The 20,759-nt window shown below is 58.5% G+C and carries 21 protein-coding genes; 11 read left to right on the forward strand and 10 right to left on the reverse strand.

The features are described 5' to 3' along the window. The first annotated feature begins 295 nt into the window (after nucleotides 1–295). A complete protein-coding gene (gene gdhA, locus CQ002_RS21765; protein ID WP_034107120.1) occupies nucleotides 296–1,633 on the forward strand; it encodes an NADP-specific glutamate dehydrogenase in 1,338 nt (445 codons plus the stop codon). Here gdhA and CQ002_RS21770 read toward each other — a convergent pair. The 4 genes from CQ002_RS21770 to CQ002_RS21785 all read right to left on the reverse strand — a co-directional run bounded on the left by CQ002_RS21770 (nucleotide 1,630) and on the right by CQ002_RS21785 (nucleotide 5,222). After that, entirely contained in the window at nucleotides 1,630–2,127 is a 498-nt protein-coding gene (locus CQ002_RS21770; protein WP_098467407.1) for a GreA/GreB family elongation factor, read from the reverse strand. The two genes, gdhA and CQ002_RS21770, sit on opposite strands and share 4 nt — an antisense overlap. Before the next feature lie 70 nt (nucleotides 2,128–2,197). Beyond that, on the reverse strand, nucleotides 2,198–2,554 hold the full coding sequence (locus tag CQ002_RS21775; RefSeq protein WP_034107115.1) for a hypothetical protein: 357 nt from the start codon (nucleotides 2,552–2,554) through the stop codon (nucleotides 2,198–2,200). A 233-nt stretch (nucleotides 2,555–2,787) separates the two neighbouring features. Further along, a complete protein-coding gene (locus CQ002_RS21780) occupies nucleotides 2,788–4,641 on the reverse strand; it encodes a DUF4105 domain-containing protein (protein WP_034107113.1) in 1,854 nt (617 codons plus the stop codon). Nucleotides 4,642–4,733: 92 nt separating this feature from the next. Then, the gene (locus CQ002_RS21785; RefSeq protein WP_015885974.1) at nucleotides 4,734–5,222 is read right to left on the reverse strand and encodes a DUF3015 domain-containing protein; all 489 of its coding nucleotides are present in this window, start codon (nucleotides 5,220–5,222) and stop codon (nucleotides 4,734–4,736) included. Nucleotides 5,223–5,489: 267 nt separating this feature from the next. On the opposite strand from CQ002_RS21785, the gene CQ002_RS21790 reads away from it, so the two are divergent. Together CQ002_RS21790 and CQ002_RS21795 are read left to right on the forward strand one after the other, a co-directional pair. Next, nucleotides 5,490–7,928, forward strand: coding sequence for a Lon protease family protein (locus CQ002_RS21790; protein WP_034107111.1), 2,439 nt, complete (start codon nucleotides 5,490–5,492; stop codon nucleotides 7,926–7,928). 211 nt (nucleotides 7,929–8,139) lie between these two features. Continuing rightward, nucleotides 8,140–8,457, forward strand: a complete 318-nt coding sequence (locus tag CQ002_RS21795; protein ID WP_034107109.1) for a hypothetical protein — start codon at nucleotides 8,140–8,142, stop codon at nucleotides 8,455–8,457. A 7-nt stretch (nucleotides 8,458–8,464) separates the two neighbouring features. On the opposite strand, the gene CQ002_RS21800 is transcribed toward CQ002_RS21795, so the two are convergent. Further along, entirely contained in the window at nucleotides 8,465–10,288 is a 1,824-nt protein-coding gene (locus tag CQ002_RS21800) for a hypothetical protein (protein WP_105162897.1), read from the reverse strand. 163 nt (nucleotides 10,289–10,451) lie between these two features. Between CQ002_RS21800 and CQ002_RS21805 the strand changes: the two genes are divergently transcribed. Then, nucleotides 10,452–10,940, forward strand: a complete 489-nt coding sequence (locus tag CQ002_RS21805) for a TIGR00645 family protein (RefSeq protein ID WP_010206662.1) — start codon at nucleotides 10,452–10,454, stop codon at nucleotides 10,938–10,940. 15 nt (nucleotides 10,941–10,955) lie between these two features. On the opposite strand, the gene CQ002_RS21810 is transcribed toward CQ002_RS21805, so the two are convergent. The 5 genes from CQ002_RS21810 to CQ002_RS21830 all read right to left on the reverse strand — a co-directional run bounded on the left by CQ002_RS21810 (nucleotide 10,956) and on the right by CQ002_RS21830 (nucleotide 16,717). Then, nucleotides 10,956–12,389, reverse strand: a complete 1,434-nt coding sequence (locus CQ002_RS21810; RefSeq protein ID WP_105162896.1) for a glycosyltransferase family 39 protein — start codon at nucleotides 12,387–12,389, stop codon at nucleotides 10,956–10,958. 115 nt (nucleotides 12,390–12,504) lie between these two features. After that, nucleotides 12,505–13,530 (reverse strand): hypothetical protein, encoded by a 1,026-nt coding sequence (locus CQ002_RS21815; protein WP_105162895.1) that lies wholly within the window; start codon nucleotides 13,528–13,530, stop codon nucleotides 12,505–12,507. 112 nt (nucleotides 13,531–13,642) lie between these two features. Further along, nucleotides 13,643–13,894 (reverse strand): DUF6124 family protein, encoded by a 252-nt coding sequence (locus CQ002_RS21820; protein ID WP_098467401.1) that lies wholly within the window; start codon nucleotides 13,892–13,894, stop codon nucleotides 13,643–13,645. Nucleotides 13,895–14,355: 461 nt separating this feature from the next. Further along, nucleotides 14,356–15,486, reverse strand: a complete 1,131-nt coding sequence (locus tag CQ002_RS21825) for a RelA/SpoT domain-containing protein (RefSeq protein ID WP_158260145.1) — start codon at nucleotides 15,484–15,486, stop codon at nucleotides 14,356–14,358. Nucleotides 15,487–15,511: 25 nt separating this feature from the next. Then, complete coding sequence (locus CQ002_RS21830) at nucleotides 15,512–16,717, reverse strand: Arm DNA-binding domain-containing protein (RefSeq protein WP_105162893.1); 1,206 nt, start codon at nucleotides 16,715–16,717, stop codon at nucleotides 15,512–15,514. A gap of 338 nt (nucleotides 16,718–17,055) precedes the next feature. Between CQ002_RS21830 and CQ002_RS21835 the strand changes: the two genes are divergently transcribed. The 7 genes from CQ002_RS21835 (at nucleotide 17,056) to CQ002_RS21865 (ending at nucleotide 20,561) form a co-directional block, all read left to right on the forward strand. Continuing rightward, nucleotides 17,056–17,646: a tyrosine-type recombinase/integrase gene (locus CQ002_RS21835; protein ID WP_371919467.1), complete on the forward strand. Its 591-nt coding sequence runs from the start codon at nucleotides 17,056–17,058 to the stop codon at nucleotides 17,644–17,646. Beyond that, complete coding sequence (locus CQ002_RS21840; RefSeq protein ID WP_105162891.1) at nucleotides 17,639–17,926, forward strand: hypothetical protein; 288 nt, start codon at nucleotides 17,639–17,641, stop codon at nucleotides 17,924–17,926. The genes CQ002_RS21835 and CQ002_RS21840 overlap by 8 nt, the downstream gene beginning before the upstream one ends. Beyond that, a complete protein-coding gene (locus CQ002_RS21845; RefSeq protein ID WP_105162890.1) occupies nucleotides 17,923–18,312 on the forward strand; it encodes an antiterminator Q family protein in 390 nt (129 codons plus the stop codon). Before CQ002_RS21840 ends, CQ002_RS21845 begins: the two co-directional genes overlap by 4 nt. 767 nt (nucleotides 18,313–19,079) lie before the next feature. Next, on the forward strand, nucleotides 19,080–19,322 hold the full coding sequence (locus tag CQ002_RS21850; RefSeq protein WP_105162889.1) for a hypothetical protein: 243 nt from the start codon (nucleotides 19,080–19,082) through the stop codon (nucleotides 19,320–19,322). Nucleotides 19,323–19,517: 195 nt separating this feature from the next. Continuing rightward, nucleotides 19,518–19,775, forward strand: a complete 258-nt coding sequence (locus tag CQ002_RS28195; protein WP_146117478.1) for a hypothetical protein — start codon at nucleotides 19,518–19,520, stop codon at nucleotides 19,773–19,775. Between the two features lie 79 nt (nucleotides 19,776–19,854). Beyond that, complete coding sequence (locus tag CQ002_RS21860) at nucleotides 19,855–20,178, forward strand: phage holin, lambda family (protein WP_033901767.1); 324 nt, start codon at nucleotides 19,855–19,857, stop codon at nucleotides 20,176–20,178. Further along, nucleotides 20,175–20,561 carry a hypothetical protein gene (locus tag CQ002_RS21865; RefSeq protein WP_105162887.1) on the forward strand — a complete coding sequence of 129 codons (387 nt, stop codon included), beginning with the start codon at nucleotides 20,175–20,177 and terminating at the stop codon, nucleotides 20,559–20,561. The genes CQ002_RS21860 and CQ002_RS21865 overlap by 4 nt, the downstream gene beginning before the upstream one ends. The last annotated feature ends 198 nt before the right edge of the window (nucleotides 20,562–20,759 follow it).

Genomic DNA, 20,759 nt, shown 5'->3' on the forward strand with positions numbered 1-20,759 from the left:
GCAATTCAGGTGCGCCCAAGTGACTTCATCGCAGGCAGGCCAGCTCCCACATTCGACCGATGTGCAGCGGCGCACGCTGTCAAATGTGGGAGCTGGCTTGCCTGCGGTAGCGGTTTCACGGGTGGTGCACGTCTCGGGTTGAAATCCCTGTTAAGGGGCAAAAAAACAGTGCTATTTATATCTAATGCACCATTTAAATTCACAAAGGCGACATTTTGCCCTGTCGCGGTGCGACATGAATTGCTAAAGTCCGGCTCAATCTCATTTAAAAACAATCAATTTGCCGAGACATTTCATGATCGAATCCGTCGAATCCTTCCTTGCCCGCCTCAAGAAACGCGACCCCGACCAGCCAGAATTCCACCAGGCCGTGGAAGAAGTCCTGCGCAGCCTCTGGCCGTTCCTTGAAGCCAATCCCCACTACCTGAACTCGGGCATCCTGGAGCGCATCTGCGAGCCGGAACGCGCGATTACATTCCGGGTCTCGTGGGTGGATGATCACGGCAAGGTCCAGGTCAATCGCGGTTTCCGTATCCAGATGAACAGCGCCATCGGCCCCTACAAGGGCGGCCTGCGTTTCCACCCGTCGGTGAACCTGGGCGTGCTGAAATTCCTCGCCTTCGAGCAGACCTTCAAGAATTCCCTGACCTCGCTGCCCATGGGCGGCGGCAAAGGCGGTTCGGACTTCGACCCCAAGGGCAAGAGCGACGCTGAAGTCATGCGCTTCTGCCAGGCCTTCATGAGTGAGCTGTACCGCCACATTGGCGCAGACGTCGACGTGCCGGCCGGCGATATCGGCGTGGGCGCCCGTGAGATTGGCTTCCTGTTCGGCCAGTACAAACGCCTGAGCAACCAGTTCACCTCGGTGTTGACCGGCAAGGGCATGACCTATGGCGGCAGCCTGATCCGTCCGGAAGCCACCGGTTTCGGTTGTGTGTACTTCGCCGAAGAAATGCTCAAGCGCAACCACCAGCGGGTTGAAGGCAAGCGTGTCGCGGTGTCCGGCTCCGGTAACGTGGCGCAATACGCCGCACGCAAAGTGATGGACCTGGGCGGCAAGGTCATTTCCCTGTCCGACTCCGAAGGCACCCTGTACGCCGAAAGCGGCTTGACCGAAGCGCAATGGTCGGCGCTGCTGGAGCTGAAGAACGTGCAGCGCGGCCGTATCAGCGAACTGGCCGAGCGCTTCGGCCTGGAATTCCGCAAGGGCAAAAGCCCGTGGGAACTGGCCTGCGACATCGCGCTGCCTTGCGCGACCCAGAACGAACTCGACGCCGAAGCCGCCCGCACGCTGTTGCGCAATGGCTGCGTCTGCGTGGCCGAGGGCGCCAACATGCCGACCACCCTTGAGGCGGTGGATATCTTTATCGAGGCGGGCATTCTGTTCGCGCCGGGCAAGGCGTCCAATGCCGGTGGCGTCGCGGTGAGTGGCCTGGAAATGTCGCAGAACGCCATGCGCCTGCTGTGGACGGCGGGTGAAGTGGACAGCAAGCTGCACCACATCATGCAATCGATCCACCATGCCTGCGTGCATTACGGCGAAGAAAACGGCCGGGTCAACTACGTCAAAGGCGCCAACATCGCAGGCTTTGTGAAAGTCGCCGACGCGATGCTGGCCCAAGGCATCGTCTAAGCCTCGGCTTCGATGCGCAGCACTTCGATCAACTGATCGCCGACGGGGCGTTGCCACAGGACCTCGTCGCCGACTTGGGCGCCCAACAAGGCACGGCCCAGGGGAGAGCCCCAGTTGATCAAGCCGGCGCCGGCATCGGCCTGGTCTTCACCGACCAATTGAATGCGCTGCTGCTCGTCCTGCTCATTGGCGAAGGTCACCCAACTGCCGATCTGCACCTTGTCGGTGGAGGTAGCCGGCGCCACGACTTGGGCGCTTTGCACCCGCTGATTGAAGTAACGCAAATCCCGTTCAAGATCGGCCTGGCGTTGTTTATCGGCCTGTTCGCCCCTGGCGGATTCGGCACTGTACTCGCTCTGTAGCTGCGCAACCTTGGCCTGCAACTGCGCCAAGCCTTGCGCGGTGAGGCGATTGGGTTGCTCGCTGACCTGACGCTCTACCGGCTGGTCGGCCTGGGCGGCGGCGTTGTCTTCGTTAACAAAAGCTCGGCTCATGACATTCTCCCTCTATGGAGTTTGGGCCATGTTCGCCGTGCTTTAGTTTCGATGGATGTCTGAAAGCGACCTATTGCGAGCGATAGGCCCGGGCGGCGTCACGGTCTTTCTCCTGTTGCCATTCGCGATCCCGGTCATCCCAGTGGCGCTGCTTATAGTCCCGCAGTTCCTCGTTCTCGCGCATCGCCTTGCACTGGCGAAAGCCATCTTCCCAGCCTTCGGCGTATGGCCGGTCCTTCAGGTAACGCGGCACGTTCTTGCGAAACTCCCCGGTAATCACCCCCGCCGCCTGGCGACCACTGCTACAGCCATCGTCAAAACCGTCGGCAAACGCCGGAGGGTAACCTTTGGCCAGCAACTCCTGATGAGTCGATTGGCAACCCGCCAACCCCACCACTGCACACAGCATTAGCGCATACCGCCACATGGCGTACTCCCTGGCCGTTTCACGGCTGATACGGAGAGTCTAGAAGGGGATTCGTTGGAGGGATGTGAAAGGGAGGTGAGAAAGGTGTTGTACGTACTTTGGCTAGCCACATAACCCAATGTGGGAGCGGGCTTGCCCGCGAAAGCGGTATATCAGCCACATGTCCAGTGACTGATACTGCGCATTCGCGAGCAAGCCCGCTCCCACATTGGATGTTCGCCAGGTCCTACAGATCAGTAGTGATACCACTTCACTTCGAGCATCACTTCATTCACCGGCGTCGACAAATGGCTGTACTCGCGCTGTGCACTCAGGCGCAGGCCCAGGTTGCGGGACAATTCCCACTGCTGGTTCAGGCTGATGCTGCGGCGCACTTCGCCGTTGGTGAAGAAGTCACCCTTGGCTTCCAGGCTCAGATTACCCAGTGGGTTTTTCCACAGCACGCCCGTATTGAACCCTGCCGCCGGGGAAATGGCTTCATTGAAGTCGTTGTTGTGTTCCACGCGCACGGTGCCGAGGGCGAAGCCGAGCATGTCGTCGCGCAGTTGCCAGGTGCCGCCGGCGCCGCCGTTGACGTGGGCGACCAGGGTTTCATCGTCGTGTTTGCCGGGTACCCGCTCAAGGCCGCCGGTGACTTGCCAGGACCACGGCTGCAACAGAGCGTTGCGTGGGGTCAGGGAGCGGATGGTGGCCAGGTCCAGTTGCTGCAGTTGCCAATGGTTGCCCTCGTACTGGCGCAGTTTCATCTGCAGGATTTCGATCTGCGCGCCCAGGGGGAAGCCTTCGGCGTTGTCGTTGAGGTCGTGGTAGGCCATGCGCAGGCCGTACTCACCGAAGGCCTTGTCGCCCCGGGTGCCGATGCCGGCTTGCCAGGTGCGCGATTCATGGCCGTTTTCCGGTAGGCCAGGGGGCGTGATCTTGAGGTCGGGCGCTGGGTTCTGGTTGATTGCGCGCAGCAATTCGAAGCTGCGCTGGGAGCGTGCGGTGTCGCGTTCCAGGCCGTTGGCGCGGTAGCGGCCGAGGCGGTAGGCGGCGTCGATGATCAGGGCCTGGCGTTCGCGGGGCAGGGCTTTGAAGGCCGGCTCCTGCAATTGCTTCTGGTCGTCGCTGACCTTCAATACCCATTGCTGCTCGTCGCTGTCCAGCGGCTTGGCGCGCTCCAGCAACTCGCGTTCACGGGAGGGCCGGTAGTCGATTTTCTCCACCAAGCCGGCGTCTTTCACGGCCTTGACCGTGTCGGTCGGGATGGCTGTGAGGGGAAATTGCTCGGTCAGGCGCAGGCCAGGACGTGCCACTTGCAGCAGTTCCAGCAGGCGATACGAGCAGTTTTCGTCAAAGAAGAAGTAGTCGAACTGGATCTGCTTGAGCTCCCACACGTGCTCGACCATGCGTTCGGTCTCGACTTGCGTGAGGTTGAGCCGGTATTCCCACAGGTCACGGTTCTCGAGGCTGCGGTATTCCGACAGCTTCTCCTGGTAAGGCACCAGGGCGAACAGGCCGGGATAACCGCCCATCAGGCCTTTCCAGGCGTAGAGGATGCTGTTGTCGGAGCCTTCGATGTAGGCGCCGAAGTTGATCGCGTAGCTGAGCAGGGCGGTGTTGTTGCTTTGCACGTCGGCCTGGTCGATACGCAGCAGGGTGTGGCCGAACATCGAGGACGGGCTGTTGAGGTAAGCCGCCGGGAAGATCATCACCGCGCTGTGGGGGGCGACGTCCTTGAACCATTGCTTGAATTCTGTGCAGTCCACGGTGGGCAGGTCAGTGAGGTGCAACTGATCCTTGAGCCAGCGGGTACGTGCGGGGTAAACGCATTGGGCGTGTTTTTCACCCAGGCTGGCCGGCGCATAGAGTGCGTCAACGGTGGCCTTGAGTTCGGCATCCGGGTGGTGGGCACCGTCGGCTGCGAGGAAGAACTTCTTGTCGCTGACGTAACTGCGCCAGCCACTGATCTTGCCGGCTTCGTAATGGCCGAGGGACAGCCAGAACGGATCGTTGGCCAGTTGCTGCAAACGTTGATCATCAAGATGCGGGGCCGCGTACAGCGGGGCGCAGGCAAAGAGTGCCATCCAGGCAAAGCGTTTGAGCATAGGGGCAACTTAAGTCGGAAATAATAAAGACCCAAGGAGGAGGCGGGTCCAAAAATAAAACCCGCGCCTTGGAAGGCGCGGGCTGGTCGAGCTTAAGCCTGGGTAGCGTATTTCGCCAGACGGGCATCACTTTTCAGTACAGCAATGGTGTTGTTGTGCACGTCATCAGCGGTCACGTCAGCCTTGCTGAAGATCTGCTGGAAGTGCTCGTGGGTCACGGCAGCGAAGTGCTCACGATCTTCTGGTGCAACACCCAGTACCACGGCGTAGGTAGTCAGCGCTTCGCCGTTACCCTTGGCCATGTCTTCGGACAGCTCGTTCATCATGCCATTCATGGCAATCCAAGACTTGCCGCCGTAGGTCAGGGCGCTGTTGGTGCTGCAACCGTTGGTGCCCGAGGTCATGCCGAAGGTGGCGTTACCCGAGGTACCGTTGGTGGTGGAGGCCAGGAAGTGAGCTGGAGTACCGCGCTGGCCTTCGAACAACATGTTGCCCCAACCACAGTTCGGGCCACCTGGTGCTTCTGCCATTGCATTGAGGGAGACGACGGTGAAGAGAGTACCGAGAAGGATCCGTTTCATAGCTTTGTTCTCTTTGTGTGCAAACCAATGGACAAGGGTTCAGGCACTTCATAGCGCCCTAGGGATCGGTTATTAGTCCAACCCGCGCAGTTTGGAGTTTAGGCATGTTCCAAGGGTTCCGTGTGTTTTTATAAAACAATCAGCGTTATCGCGATTTTTTTGTAGGACGCCTCTCCTGTCTAAGCTTTCCCACATGCGCGCCTTGCCAGGGTGCATAACCGGGAGCCAGAATGCCGTCATCTGCCCCGCCTGATGTAAGGAAGCCCGATGCCTGATCCTGTTGCTGCCAGCTTGCGTCTAGCGCCCGAAGCGCTGACTCGCCCTTTCTCCGCTGAACAGTTCAGCTTCTCGACCACCAATGATTTGGAGCCCTTTCGCGGTGTGCTTGGCCAGGAACGTGCGGTTGAAGCCTTGCAGTTCGGTGTGGCCATGCCACGCCCCGGTTACAACGTATTTGTGATGGGCGAGCCGGGGACCGGCCGCTTTTCGTTCGTCAAACGCTACCTGAAGGCCGAAGGCAAGCGCCTGCAGACCCCGGCAGACTGGGTCTACGTGAACAATTTCGATGAGCCTCGCGAACCCCGTGCCCTGGAATTGCCGGGCGGTGCGGCGGCGGCGTTCATTGCCGATATCAACGGGTTGGTCGACAACCTGGTGGCCACCTTCCCGGCAGTCTTCGAGCACCCGACGTATCAACAGCGCAAAAGCGCCATCGACCGGGCGTTCAACCAGCGCTACGACAAGGCCCTGGACGTGATCGAACGCCTGGCCCTGGAAAAGGATGTGGCGCTTTACCGTGACAGCTCCAACATCGCGTTCACGCCGATGCTCGACGGCAAGGCGCTGGACGAGGCCGAGTTCTCGCAGTTGCCGGACGTTGACCGCGAGCGCTTCCACTCGGATATTTCCGAGCTCGAAGAACGCCTCAATGAAGAGCTGGCGAGCCTGCCGCAGTGGAAGCGCGAGTCCAACAACCAACTGCGTCAGTTCAACGAAGAAACCATCACCCTGGCGCTGCAGCCGTTGCTTGCACCGCTGTCGGAAAAGTACGCGGAAAATGCCGCCGTCTGCGGTTACCTGCAGGCCATGCAGGTGTACTTGCTCAAGACGGTGGTCGAGCAACTGGTCGACGACGCCAAGACCGACGCCCAGGCGCGCAAGCTGCTCGAGGAGCAATATTGCCCAAGCCTGGTGGTGGGCCATGCGGTCAACGGTGGCGCACCGGTAGTGTTTGAACCGCACCCGACCTACGACAACCTGTTCGGACGGATCGAATACAGCACCGACCAGGGCGCGCTCTACACCACCTATCGCCAGTTGCGCCCGGGCGCCCTGCACCGTGCCAACGGTGGTTTCCTGATTCTGGAAGCCGAGAAAATGCTCAGCGAGCCGTTCGTATGGGACGCCCTCAAGCGTTCCCTGCAATCGCGCAAGCTGAAAATGGAATCGCCGCTGGGCGAGCTGGGCCGCTTGGCGACCGTGACCCTCAACCCGCAGATGATCCCGCTGCAGGTCAAGGTGATCATCATCGGTTCGCGTCAGCTGTACTACGCGTTGCAGGACGCCGATCCGGACTTCCAGGAAATGTTCCGGGTGCTGGTGGACTTCGATGAAGACATCCCGATGGTCGACGAAAGCCTGGAGCAGTTCGCGCAGTTGCTCAAAACCCGCACGTCGGAAGAAGGCATGGCGCCGCTGACCTCGGACGCGGTGGCGCGGTTGGCCACTTACAGCGCACGCCTGGCCGAGCACCAGGGGCGCTTGTCGGCGCGCATTGGGGACTTGTTCCAACTGGTCAGCGAGGCGGACTTCATTCGTCACCTGGCGGGTGACGAGATGACCGACGCCGGTCACATCGAGCGCGCACTCAAGGCCAAGGCCACGCGCACCGGGCGGGTGTCCGCGCGGATTCTCGATGACATGCTTGCCGGTGTCATCCTGATCGACACGGCCGGTGCAGCGGTGGGCAAGTGCAACGGCCTGACGGTACTGGAAGTGGGCGACTCCGCCTTCGGCGTGCCGGCGCGGATTTCCGCCACGGTGTACCCCGGCGGCAGCGGTATTGTCGACATCGAGCGTGAGGTCAACCTTGGCCAGCCGATCCACTCCAAGGGCGTGATGATCCTCACCGGTTACCTGGGCAGCCGTTATGCCCAGGAATTCCCGCTGGCGATCTCCGCGAGCATCGCGTTGGAGCAGTCCTACGGCTACGTGGACGGCGACAGTGCCTCCCTGGGCGAGGCGTGCACCTTGATCTCGGCCTTGTCGAAAACACCGCTCAAGCAGTGCTTTGCCATCACCGGCTCGATCAACCAGTTTGGTGAAGTGCAGGCGGTGGGTGGGGTCAACGAGAAGATCGAAGGTTTCTTCCGCCTCTGTGAAGCCCGCGGTCTGACCGGCGAGCAGGGCGCGATCATTCCACAAGCCAACGTTGCCACGTTGATGCTCGATGAGAAGGTCTTGCAGGCCGTACGCGCCGGGCAGTTCCATATCTATGCCGTGCGCCAGGCGGATGAGGCGTTGAGCCTGCTGGTGGGCGAGCCTGCTGGTGAGCCGGACGCCGAGGGGCAATTTCCTGAGGGCTCGGTGAATGCGCGGGTGGTCGAGCGGTTGCGCGCGATTGCCGAGATGATCAGCGAAGAAGACTTGAAGGAGGCCGAGAAGGAACTGGCACAGCAGGCGCTGGCGGAAGCCAAGCCGACCTGACACACCCTCTGGAGCCGGCAAACCGGCTCCTACAGGGGGGATGTCATTAAATTGACTGGTAAATCGGGGGCCAATGCCCGTTGGTCCCTACAACCTTGGTTTGTCTTGGTTTTATTCTATTCTGTGATCAAGGGATATCCACAGGAGTCGCTGGATAGAAACAGCCTCGCCCAGGCGCAGGTTGAACACCGATCTACCGAGGGTCGCCGCCATGCCGCGCAACCTCTGCCTTACCCGCCAGTGCTTTGGCCTGGTCACCCGTATCGAATGTTCCATTCGCCCTCTAGCGGGGGATAACGGGATGTGGACCTTGTTGTTTGCCGCCGGAATGACCGGCGAACAGCCATCCACCATCAAGTCCCAAGGCCCGTTTCCAGGGCCATTCGCCGCGGAAAATATTCTGGAATCCATCGTGGACAGCCTGACCCTGCACGGCTATGAGCTGGCGGGCGACCCGCAGATCTGGTGCCTGCACATGCAGGCCCATCTGCGGCAGCTCAACGGCGGGCATGACCGGTTGGCCCTGTAGGCGCCGGTTATTTGTTCTCGGGTTTGTCCAGCTTGACCTCGAAACCGTATTGCACGGTGGTCAGGTCGGTGCGCTGGTAGCTTTCCAGGGTCGTCGGCTGGCCGTAGAAGTAATGCACGTCAAACATCGCCGTGCCGTACTCCTCGGCGCGGTGGCTCACGCCGAGGATTTCCTTGAGGTAGTTGCCGCTGGCGTCCTTGGCGTAGAAGCGCCAGCCGTCAGCGGGGAATTCCTTCTGGTCGACGATCAGCGCGTTGTCCTTGAGGGTCAGCCCTTTGGGCAGCTGGGTCACGTCTATCTCGGCTTTCTCGATGGTCGCCAGGAACAGTGGAATCGAGCCCACGACATAGGCCGGGTTTTCCGGGAACAGGTTCAGGTCGTAGGTAAGGGTGCCGCGCGCCGGGTTCAGTTCAAAGGCCTCGGTCGGCAATTCGATCGGCTCGCCGCGCTGGCCTTTTTCATCGGCAGTGAAGAAGGTCACGGGGGATTCGCTGCTGTTGCGCTCGCTGCCCACCAGGTCGTCATTGAAGGTGAAGGGGTGATCGAACGCGATGTGCGCGGCGCTGGCATCTTCGACCGACTGGCTGATGGTGACGCTGTTTTTCAGTTGGTCCTCGGTCATGCTCGCGTCTTTGAGCCAGCTGGCGGCGCCGTCGTCATACACGGTGACCGGCATGGGCAGCGCTTGTACGGTCTTCTGCAGGCTGTTCTTGTCGAAGCGCAGTACCGGCAGGTCGAGGTCTTTGCGGGTGAGGGTTGCGGTGGAGAAATCCAGTACGTTGACCTGCAGGTTGTCGATCAAGCCATTGAAATACACCTTGGCGTAATGGCTGCTCTGCTTGTGTTCGAAGGCTTTTTGCTCATCGGTCAGCTGTTTCTCGAACGCCTCCGACCAGGCCTTCTGCTTTTGCATCTCGGCCAGTTGTTTCTCGTAGAACGCCACCTGTGCGCTGCTTTCATTGATCGAGCCCGAGCGCGTAAGGAATTGCCCGGTGGTGTCCCGCGCTTGCACTAATAGCGGGTTGGGCGACTCGTCGCCGACTTCGGGTGCCAGCGGTTGGCTGTTGGTCAGCTCGATCTCGGCGTAATTTTTCTCCAGGAGCAGCAGCTTGAGGCTGATACTGCCTTCGGTGCGCGTGTGGCCGACGTCCTTTTTCGACAGGTCAAACGTCAACACCTTGCCCGGCGCGATCACTTCGACCGTGCCCTTGAGGCTGACGGGCTGTGGCTGGCTCTTGTTTTCCGTCTCGATGCCATCGAAGAACGGGTAGGTCACCGTCAGGTCGTCGGGGTTGGTGAGGTTGGAACTGCTGGGGCTCAGCTGAATGCCGGGATCGGTTTCCGACCATTCTGGCTGGAAGGGGATGACCTTGTTGTTGCTCAGGGTCACCGACTGCCATTCCAGGCCGTGGGGGAAGGGGAACTGGTCCGGGACGTTGAAATTGAACGGGAACACCGGCTGCAAGTCGGTCAGGTAGTCGGAATGGGAGGTCTTGCGCAGCACGAACAGGCCATTGATGTAGGTGTCCACCAGCGCTTGGGGCGTGGGGTAATGCTTGAGCAAGGCCAGGGTGTCCTCGCCGTATTCGGCTTCGATGGGCTTGGTGGCGAGCTTGACCCGCGCCCGCTCCAGTAATAGCAGCGAACCGCCCAGGTCGGCGACGGCGTCGCGCAGCTTGGGGTCCTGGATGCTGTCGAGGGACTGTTCGAACTTGGCGCTTTTCTCTTCGAGGGTGGTCTGCTTCTGCTCGTCGCTGGGGGAGCAGCCGCCGGCCAGCAGCAATGCCGCGCACAGGCCGATACTGGCCAAGGGGGATCGCACATCCATCATCTGAGTTTTTCCTGTTCGACGTCATCGAGCCGATTTATTGGGCTCGACACTAGCAGAAAAATTCCCTTACAGATGCCGCCCACGTCAGTTTTCTCGTGGTTACAGGTGACTTGTAGCGGCTGGTATACTCGCCGCCATTTCTAGCCAAGCTGTGTGAGATCCAATGGAACGCTTTATCGAAAATGCTATGTACGCCTCGCGCTGGCTGCTGGCGCCGATCTATTTCGGCTTGTCCCTGGGGTTGCTGGCGCTGGCGCTGAAATTCTTCCAGGAAGTGATTCACCTGCTGCCGAGCGTGTTCTCGATGGCCGAGTCCGAGCTGATCCTGGTGCTGCTGTCGTTGATCGACATGGCCCTGGTCGGTGGCTTGCTGGTGATGGTGATGATCTCCGGCTACGAGAACTTCGTCTCGCAGCTGGATATCGATGACAACAAAGAGAAGCTCAACTGGCTGGGTACCATGGACTCTTCGTCGTTGAAGATGAAAGTGGCGGCCTCCATCGTGGCGATTTCGTCCATCCACTTGCTGCGCATCTTCATGGACGCCAAGAACGTCGATCCGCAGCACTTGATGTGGTACGTGATCATCCACATGACCTTCGTGGTCTCGGCGTTTGCCATGGGTTACCTGGACAAGGTCACCAAGCACTGATGCCCTGCGCCAGCCTTACTGCTCCACGAAGGCGTAAGGCTGGCGATTGATCGACATCTGCTTGAACACCTTCACCGGGGTGACCAGATCGTCGGTAGGGTCCAGCAACGCAACGTTGCCGGGCTTTGCACTGAGGTAACTGTGCAGCTGCGCTTCCGTTTGCAGGATCGGCAAGTAGGCCTGCAGGTAGAACACGCTGGCCCCGGCGATGCGTTCGTTGGGCCGGAACAGCACCACTTCCCTGCCTTCATCTTTCAATGCCTGGACTTGGCTGATCACCGGTACGAACGAGTGGCGCACGTCGGCCTTGGGCGCAAACCAGAAGGCCGCGATCAGGTAGCAACCCACGGCCAGGGTGAACACACCGCCCACCACGGGTCTGTGGTGTTTGTGCAATGCGGGTTTGTGGGTCTTCAGCCAGTCCAGCAGTGCCCGTGCATATTCCGCGGCCAGCACGGCAGCGGCGGGCGTGAGTGCCATCAGGTACACGGTGCGTTTGCTCGACGCCAGGGTGAGCAGGGTGAACTGCGCCACCAGCCAGACGCTGAAGAACAGGTGGTAGCGGTTGCGCACCAGGCTTTTACGGAAATGCCACAGGCCCAGGTACACCAGGATATTCCAGGGCAGGAAGGCTTCCGGCAACTTGGCGATGTAGTAGTAGAACGGCTCGTAATGCCCCGCCTCGACAAATGAGCCGCTGAACCGCCCGACGCTGTTGGTCAACAGCACTTCGGCCACCGCCTGCATCCCGCCGCGTTGGTACAGGAAGCCCAGCCAGATGATCAGCGGCACCAACGCCAACAGGGTCAACAGTGCCGGCTTGAGCCAGTCGCCAATGTGCAGGCGCTTGTCCATCAGGCTGGTGCTGGCCAGGTACACAAAAATCACAATGCCCGGCATCGCCAACCCCAGCACGCCTTTACTGAGGGTGGCGATCACCATCCCCGCCGTAAACAGTGCCCATGCGCCTGCGCTGGAGCCTTGACGATCCGGCCGCACGGCCTGATAGAACGCCATCAGCGCAGCGGTCACGCCGAGGGTGAGCAGTGAGTCCTCACCCACGCCGCGTACATTGCTCCAATAGCTGGCCATGGTTGCCAGGATCAAGGCCGCGCTGAACGCCAGTGTTTGCGGCCGCCCAAACCTTCGCAGCATGGCGTAGAGCAGCATCACGCTGAACAGCCCGGCAAACGCCGACGCCAGGCGCACAGCCCAGGTGGTGCCGCCGAAGAGGCGAATCGCCCCGGCGTCGATCCACAGGCTCAGGGGCGGCTTTTCCAGGAAGGGCTCCCGAAACAACTGGGGCACCACCCAGTTATTGTCCAGGTGCATGGCCATGGCGATCCCGGCGACGCGGGCTTCGGTGGAGCCTTGCAGCTCATGGTTACCCAGGGCAAAGAAGAACAACAGACCAGCAAGCAGGAGCAGCAGGGGGGCGGGACGCGTCATGAATGGGGCTACCAAGGCAGGAGGACCGTCCGGGGGAACGGTCATTGCAATGGGCTAGTATCCGTTGGTGTTTCTGAATATTTCGTGAATGAATGTTGGATTTTTTTAAGGTCGGTCAGGGAGCCATCAAGCTAGGCAGTGCGGCTTGACCTTGCGGGCTCAGCACGGGCTGCAGTTGCTCCCAAGTGAAGCTCAGCTCGTTATCGCAGCCATCGCCCTGAGCGGGTGTCGACAGTTGCAGCCCTTGGGTGTTGAAGCTCAAGTCGAACGAGGAATAGCTGGTCACGGCTGGGCATCCTTCGTCCGTGGTGGTCTGCTTGGCTAACCAGGTGCTGAAAGCGGCCGGCAGTTTGACCTGGCCCGAATAGGGCGTGTCCCATTGCTCATGGCCGCCCAGCCACGTCCAGGGGTCGACCTTTTCACCCGTTTGCAGGTTCCAACTGTGCAGGCCCCAACTGATGCCCCCGCGTCCATACCCCGCCGACCAGCGATAGAAACGCACCGTGATCCAGTGCGATGACCAGTAGAACGGCTCCACTGTGATCTCGCTGGTCGCGGTGCCGCCGCTCTGGTCCAGTGAGTTGCGCCGTTCTCGGTAGAACTCGGCCTGGCCTTGCGGGTTGATGGCCAGGCGTGCGAGGTCGCGATTGATCTTGTCGAGGGCCGCCCCGTCGCCTTCCAGTTTCAGGATGACCTGCCCACCTTGGGTCTTCACTTGATAGGCGTGCTCGGCGAAGGTTTTCCTCTCGACCTTTACCGCAGGCGGCACGGCTTCAAGCGGGTTGTTGTAGGTGTCGCTGGCGCACCCATCGGAGTCTGCACGGTTGAGCACCAACGCCAGGCTTTTACCGCCCAAGGCTTTGCTCCAGGTGCCCGTCAACGTGTCGCCCTGCGGATCGTCCAACTGCCAGAAACCCGTTTGTCCGTCTTCCACCCACGGCTCACTGGCATTGGCCTGGGTCAGCTGAATGGGCGTGAGAATACGTTGGTAGTAGTAACTTCCATTCGCACCGTGGGCACCGTTGAAACACGCGGTGATCGCGGATTTACCCAGGGTACCCGTCCAGACACCGGCCAAGTCGGCGGCGGTTGCGAGCACAGGGGCGCAGGCGAGGGTGAGAACGGCGAGGGGCTTGAGCACGGGTATCGGACTTCCGGTTGTCTGATAGAGGAGAGCAGGGTAATCGCAAGTGTGGCGGGATTCCAGACGCACAACCAAAGGCCGAGTCGCTGAACGCGTCTCGGCCTTTTTGTTACTGGAATGTTTGTGTGTCTTGGGTGAGGACCAGCACGCGCTCGACCAGCAGTTCGCCCAGCACGACCAGTTGTTGGGTGGCCAGCAGCTTGTGACGGTGGGCGCCCTCGAGTTCGAAAGCCAGGTCGGTGGTCATGGCGTTGAGCGAGGCGAGGGTTTCGCTGGCTTGGATTAGTAGGGCTTCGGAGGTGACGTCCGGAGCGATAGTGAAGAGGGTTGCGGAGGGGGGATTGGGGGTGATCTTTTTCATGGCTGAAACTCCTTGATTGATGGAGTCGCCAGACATCGCTGCTAAACGAAAAGGGTGGCGACTGTGCGCGGGTTAGCAGACCAGGAATCAAGGAACCCGGCGCACCCGAAAGTGCCCCACGCACAGCCGCCATAATACGCACCAGCGGATGCTGACAGCATCGCTAGGACGGATGGTGGCTTTGCAGGCCTTGATAGTAAACGAGCTGCTAAACCCGGTCGCTGATTTTGCAGCGACTGGGGGAGGCTATCTGTGTGGGAGGCGTTGCACCAGTTCATCAACGGCGCGACATCTTGAAGGAAAATTCTGAAGCTCCCATCCTGTCGGGGTTTCCGAATCCCAGAAACAACGAAGCCCGTACTGGGCGGGTTCTGTTGATGCCGGGGGGATTTGAACCCGCGTCCATTCCCATTACTGCGGGGCTTTCAGCGCTCAAGCTGCCATTTTGCTGTCATTTCTTTTTATTCGAGGCTGGTGATGGGGCGGCGAACTCTTTTTCGGATGTTCCTCAACGAAATCAATGACAACGAATCGTCCCAATTTTCAACGGCCGTCTTGATTCGGTTAATTTGACTTACAAATTTTCCCGTATCAAGGAAGTAGTTTGGATAGGCCTTTCGTAGGGCTGTCAGCGACTGTGCTGCTACTAGCACCACTTGAATACCGTCTTTGCCTTTCGCCCACTTCTCGCGATCCAGATAGTCATTTGTAGCTAGAGGCAATGCTTCCCTGGCGTATCCACTAACACTCACATTCATTGCTGTTGCGTTAAGTTCCAAAAGGTAATAGTGTGTTTTCTCGCCAGCGGTATCTTTCAGATGCTCGACTAGTGTTTTGTACATTCCTAAATTATTCAAAACATCTAGCTCTGTCTCCATCGACAGCATTAGGTCGAAAATCTCTTTAGGCGTTAAATGGCGATGTGCGTCCATAACTTGGCACTCTTCTAGCAGCGCAAAACTAGAGGAAGCATAACGAAAAAACTCAAGCCATCGGCCATTGCCAAGGCTGGACTTCAGAGCCTGATTTAGAAATACACCGGCGGTTTCCACAGCGGTTGCCCAAGCATGCTGAAGTTCATTGCGGATCTGCAATTCGACTTGAAGCCCTTCATATGCCTTTGCTCCGCCTTTCCGGTTATTATATTTATATATCAGATGAATGCCTCTGTATCCAGATTCTTTAGGAGCCTTTATATAATCATTTTCTGATACTAGAACGTGTTCGAATTTGCTTTTTTTAACATATGAGTCACGTAGTTCATATACCTGCTTTGCTGTTGCTACAACAGCCCTAAGACCTCCGATATCCTGCATTCTTGAAAGACTCATATTTTTGAATCTTTCAAGTTTTGCCATGATTGATGGAATGCGCTTTAACCGCTGAGCGACAATTCCATTAATCCCCATGGCATTCAGCTTGGTTCGGAGCCCAGCTTGGAATGTATTGACCGGGTAGCTATGGCTGGAGCGCCAATTATTGAGAATTTGCAACGCTTCTTCATATTCATCGTCTGTGGCGTTGTCATTAAATAGGGTTATCCCCGCCTTTTTTACGCGCTCCTTGCTATAAAGTGGTGTAACCCAAGCCATTTTATTCTTCCTTGCTTCTGCGGAATTAAGGTTCGATGATGGCATTTTGGACCCTTCGATGTAAATCGGCGTGCTCTCCACTTACTTTGCTGCCCCAAAGTGCTACCGCCTTGGAGCCTACGTCCTCCGATGAATTTGGCATCCATCGTCCATACACCCTGGCAATCATCGTCCAGTCAGTGTGGCCCATCTGTTTGGCAACCCACATAGGGTGCTCCCCGGCAGATAGCATCATCGATGCGTAGGTGTGCCGCGTCTGATACGGCCGCCGGTACCTGACGCCTGCCTTCTTCATCGCCGGCACCCACATGGTTTTTCGGATCGGACCGTCGCCCGTCCATCTCTCAAGCGTTCGCGGGTTCTGAAAGACCTCGGCGTCAGCCAGGAAAGTGTGTGCCTTCTGTGCTTTCAATGCCTCCAGTGCAGGCCGGAGCAGCTTCACGCTTCGGCGCCCAGCGGCGGTCTTCGTTGTCTCTGCCTTCCCCTTGCTGGCCTGAGTCATTGCACGGCTGACCATCACCTCTTCGCGCAACCAATCAATATCACCCCAATCCAGTGCAACCAACTCACTGGTACGCAGCCCTGTCCACAAGGCGAACTGCATCATATTGCGCGCCTGGCCGGAGAGGGCGGACAGCACGGCCTGTTGTTCCTCAGGGCCGAAGGGGTCGACGTCATCCTCTTTTGGCGGAGCTGCCTTGCGTGAGTAGGTCCAGCCGGCGAGCGGATTCAATTCGATCAACTCTTCCTCAGTTGCATCGTTGAGCGCTGACCGTAGGCAGCTCTGGATATTGCTGAGCGTCTTGTTGCTCACCTCTAGGGTGTCGAGCCAGTCGCGTACTGCCTTTCTTTTCAGGTCCACGAGCATGGTATCGCCGAGGGCCGGGATCAGGCGCAGCGTGACCAGCTTCCGGTACCCGTCGAAGGTGCTGCTCGCAACGTGCTTTTCCTTCGCTGCGAGCCACCTGGTCAAGAAACCGTTCATCGTCTCTCGGGATGCTTCGGGCGCAAACTTCGACGCCCTGGGCGATCCCGGAAAGGTCACCGAATAGTCGAAGGTGCCGATCGATATAGCGTGCTCGATCGCGGCCTTGTGCTGCTCAGCCTTCTTCAGGTTAGTGGCGGTGGGCTTGAGCGTGATGCGCTCGCGGCACCTGACGCCCCGATACATGAACGTGATTTCGATACTCGAATCGGAGACTGCCCGAACTCCCCTCCCGCCTCTACCCATGACTCATATCCCTCTACATCGAGAAGCGTCCGGCCATCCGGCGCCTTGATCCATATCTCACCGAGCCGCCAGATGCCGTCACGGATCTTTGAGCGGATCGCGTCTTCTGTGTAGCCAGACTCGCTGGCAAATTTCCTGACGGTCACATAGCGCATAACCTTCACCGTTCCGCGTGTCGCGACACGTTTTCGTTATTCGCGAACCGTGTCGCGACATCCCACTTACCCATCGCTTGAACTCCCGCGGAAGTGGTCAGCCAGCACCCGGCGCGCGTCGATACCGCACGACGCCGACATTGCGTAGATCTGCCCGAAACCCGGCTGGCCCGCTGGAAGAACGTGAACACCAGCACCGGGAAGTGGTTCATCCCGGCAGCGGACACCAAAACCAAGGCGGCGCACACCCTGCCACTGACCGGCCAAGCCAAGTCGCTGATCGAGCGGTACCGGCTTGTACAGCAGGGCAGGGGCTATACCGGGCAGTTCCTGTTCCCGGGAAGCTCCGGCCAAGCCCTCAGCGCGACCAAGGCCAGCACGATGTTCACGGACCTTGCCCACGGCGAATGGTCGAGTCACGACTTGCGCAAGGTGGCCCGTACGGCCTGGACTGACCTGGGTGTCGACTACATGGTCGGGGAGCTGCTGCTGAACCATGCCATGAAGGATCTCGACCAGGCCTATATCCATACGGCGGCCGAGCAGCTCAAGAGGCAGGCCTTGGACACGTGGCACGCCTACCTCGATCAACGAGGTTTCGAGGAGTTGCACGGTGGGACATTTGCGAGACAGGAAGGCGAGGCATTACACGCCGAGACCATGAACAACGAGGCTTCCAGCGTGAATCAGTATCCACTTCCGAGGAGGAGGTTTTTAGTTCAAGGCGGCACCCAGCCCACACCAAACCAACAGCCAGGAGACGGCAATGAGTAACGTCACAGCGGCATTGCCGCGCAAAAGCATGAGCGACCTGGAGCGGCGCTTTCTAAAGATCGCCGGTGAGGAGCTGGCCAAGGTCAAAGTCGGTGGCCCTAATGCGCTGGCTTACCTGCTGGACATGGTTGCTAGCTGGCACGGCAGTCGTGTGCAGATCGGGTTCCACGATTTCGGCCAACGTTGGCTGATCGAGGGAAACGCCAAAAATAAACCTGCTGACCGGTTGCTGCGTGACCTGTTTGGCCTGAGTGATCCAGATCCGAGGAAAGCCGCATGAAGAAGCGCACTTATGTCGACAAGCCCTTGGGCGATACTGAATATCTGCTGGAGCAATGGGGCTGGTGGCGGATGGATGGGATGGGTGTGCCTCGGTACGTTTCACCACTCTATGCGCTCATCCGAGACAACAACGTCACGGAGGGCGGCATCAAGAATTACTGCGTCACGGATGACGTTGCCCTGGTCGTGGATCGGGCTGTGGCCAAGCTCGCCACACGAGATTCGCAGATGGGAAACTTCATATGGCTGTACTTCGGCGCTAAGTGGCCAGCACTTCGGATTGCTCGAGAAAATGACATGGGTGAAGCAAAGGCTCGTGAGTTGATCAAGGCCGGCGTGGCTTGGGTCGACTGCGCTATTGAAGTCTTTCGCGAAGCTGCGTAGAAAATCCTTTCCACGCGGATAAACACCTGTTTTCATGGCAACGTGTTTAGCTTTTCAAGCGCGACACCCCATAGAAAGCCCAGCCAATCGCTGGGCTTTTTGTTGCTTAAATTTTTATTTGGGTTAATGGAATGTTGTAACGTTGAGCCTCGCCAGCGTTGGGATGATAATCGCGCTCCGTCAATGGAGTGGTGCTCATGTCGAATAAGTGCAATGTCTGTGATGAACCGTTAAGTGAGCAAAACCAGAAAGAGTGCATTAAGTGCAAGCGCACCTGTCGAGAGTGCGATAAAACGTTTGGCAGTGAGTCGGACCTTATCCAAGCATGGGATGGGGCAAGGTACTGCAGAGAGTGCGCCGTGGAATGTGACAGCGGCTCTGATTGCCAAGGTGATCGGTACTTTGAGCCGACGCTAAAATTGAGCAAGCGCGGACTCTGTGAGTCCTGTGAAGAGGTTGCACCACCGAGTGATGGTCAAACCTGCGAATATCATCCAGATCGCCCTGCGACAGCACACGTAGATGGTACTCCGGTTTGTGATGACTGCCATGATGACGCCTATCCGATTGATTAAATGCCTTTAGGTTTGGCGCTTCATAGCCCTGCCCAGTATGGGGCTTGTTGTTTTCTGTCATGCGGATGGCTAGGCTGCTTGACAGCCCCGGCCTCCGCATATAGGTTTCTTGTTACTTCGCGGTTTTTCCGCGAGCAAAGCCCGATCTCATGAGTCGGGCTTTTCTTTGTTTGATTATCAAGGATTGATTTTATGTATCGTGACAAAGCAATCGCAAAACAGATTCTTTTATGGATGGAGGCAAATACTCCAGCTTTCGGGTCACAAGAGATAGTGATCCGAGAGGGAGCGCTCGGAGCGAACGCTGATTTGCCTGTATTCAGTTACCACATGGAAATCCTTGTGAGCGGTGGTTATTTGACCAAAGTTAAGTCAGAGGTATCGGGCTTTTACCAGCTGACATGGAAAGGCCATGACCTCATTCCCACACTGTAAATGAGACCTTGAAGACCGAGTCCCTTACTAGGACGGTGGGCTTCTCAACGTAAATTGAGCCTCGGCATTCGCCGGGGCTTTTTCGTTTTCGGCTCCACCACACCCGTTGCTATGGCCGGGAGTGCTGATGGGGCTGATTCAAATCCGCAGGCGAAAGACTGATAGGCCCTCCTGCTCACAACCCGAGGAAACCTCATGTCTCCAGTAATGCGCTGCAAAATGGTATGCCACGAAGTCGCCCATGTTCGTCACGCCAACCAAGACCGAGACGATCCACTGTGTGACGTCCGGTTTGGCGCGGTATGCGCTCTTCCTAAAGATCCGCCTGGTGAAAACGCTGTGTTCGGCAAGTTCACTCCTGTCGCCGAGTACAAGGCCAAGATCGTGAAGTCCGTCGCCGACAAGCTTGAGCCGGGAAAGGCTTACTACGTTGATTTCACGCTGGCTGAGTAGGTACTCCGCCACAGACCAAAATCGCCCCGGGTAATGCCGGGGTTTTTCTTTAACACTCCCCGAGAGGGAGGAAATCCGGATGCCACCCATGCCAGACAAGCCAGACACGTGGGCCCAGATCTGGCTGGCCCTCTCGAACCCGCTATGGCAGGGCGCAATCATGGCCGTCACGATTACTCTTCTTCGGGTGTTGTACGAAGCGAAAGAGCCAAACAAGTGGCGGATCATCTTGGAGGCGCTGATTTGCGGTGCTCTTAGCCTGTCCGCCAGCAGCATTATCGAGTGGATGACCTGGCCGCCTAGTTTGTCCGTTGCTGCTGGTGGTGCAATTGGCTTCATCGGCGTTACTGCGATCAGGGACATGATCATCCGCTTCCTGGGCAAGAAGGTGGACTCGGCATGAAGGCGATCGCTGCGGCAATCATCATCGCGCTGGTGGGCCTTCTGTTGGTCGGCATTCAACAGCTTCGGGTTGAGGAGCTTCGCGAAGAGAAGCGCGTTGAGACCCAGGCAAAGGACGATGCCGTCGAGGCCAATAAAGAGAGCCAGGCCACTATCACCACGCTGCGCGCTGAAGCAAAGCGCAATGCCGAATACCAGGCCGACTTGGCAAAGCGCCTCAAGGCCAGCCAAGACAAAGCGAAAAAGGCGGAGAAGAACTTTGAAGACCTCAAGCGCAACAGCAAGCCTGTTCGTGACTGGGCTGCTCAGCCTCTGCCTGACGGCCTGCGCGGCAAAGCCGGTGGTAGCGACAAAGACCCAGGCCGTAAGGCTGGAAGCCCCTGAACTGATCCCCTGCGAGCGTGTGGATGAGGATGCGGCCGACCTTCGCCTGAATGGCGATGTGTGGGAACTGAAGGATAGGGCAATCAACCTGCTCGACACGTGCGCCGACCAGGTTGATGCCCAGATCAAACGCAGCCAGAGCAAGTGACCACTGATGCCACTACGACCGCAGAAGCCTTGTACTGCCCAGGGTTGCAG

The sequence above is a fragment of the Pseudomonas sp. MYb13 genome (assembly GCF_002980075.1).
In the GTDB taxonomy this organism is placed as follows: domain Bacteria; phylum Pseudomonadota; class Gammaproteobacteria; order Pseudomonadales; family Pseudomonadaceae; genus Aquipseudomonas; species Aquipseudomonas lurida.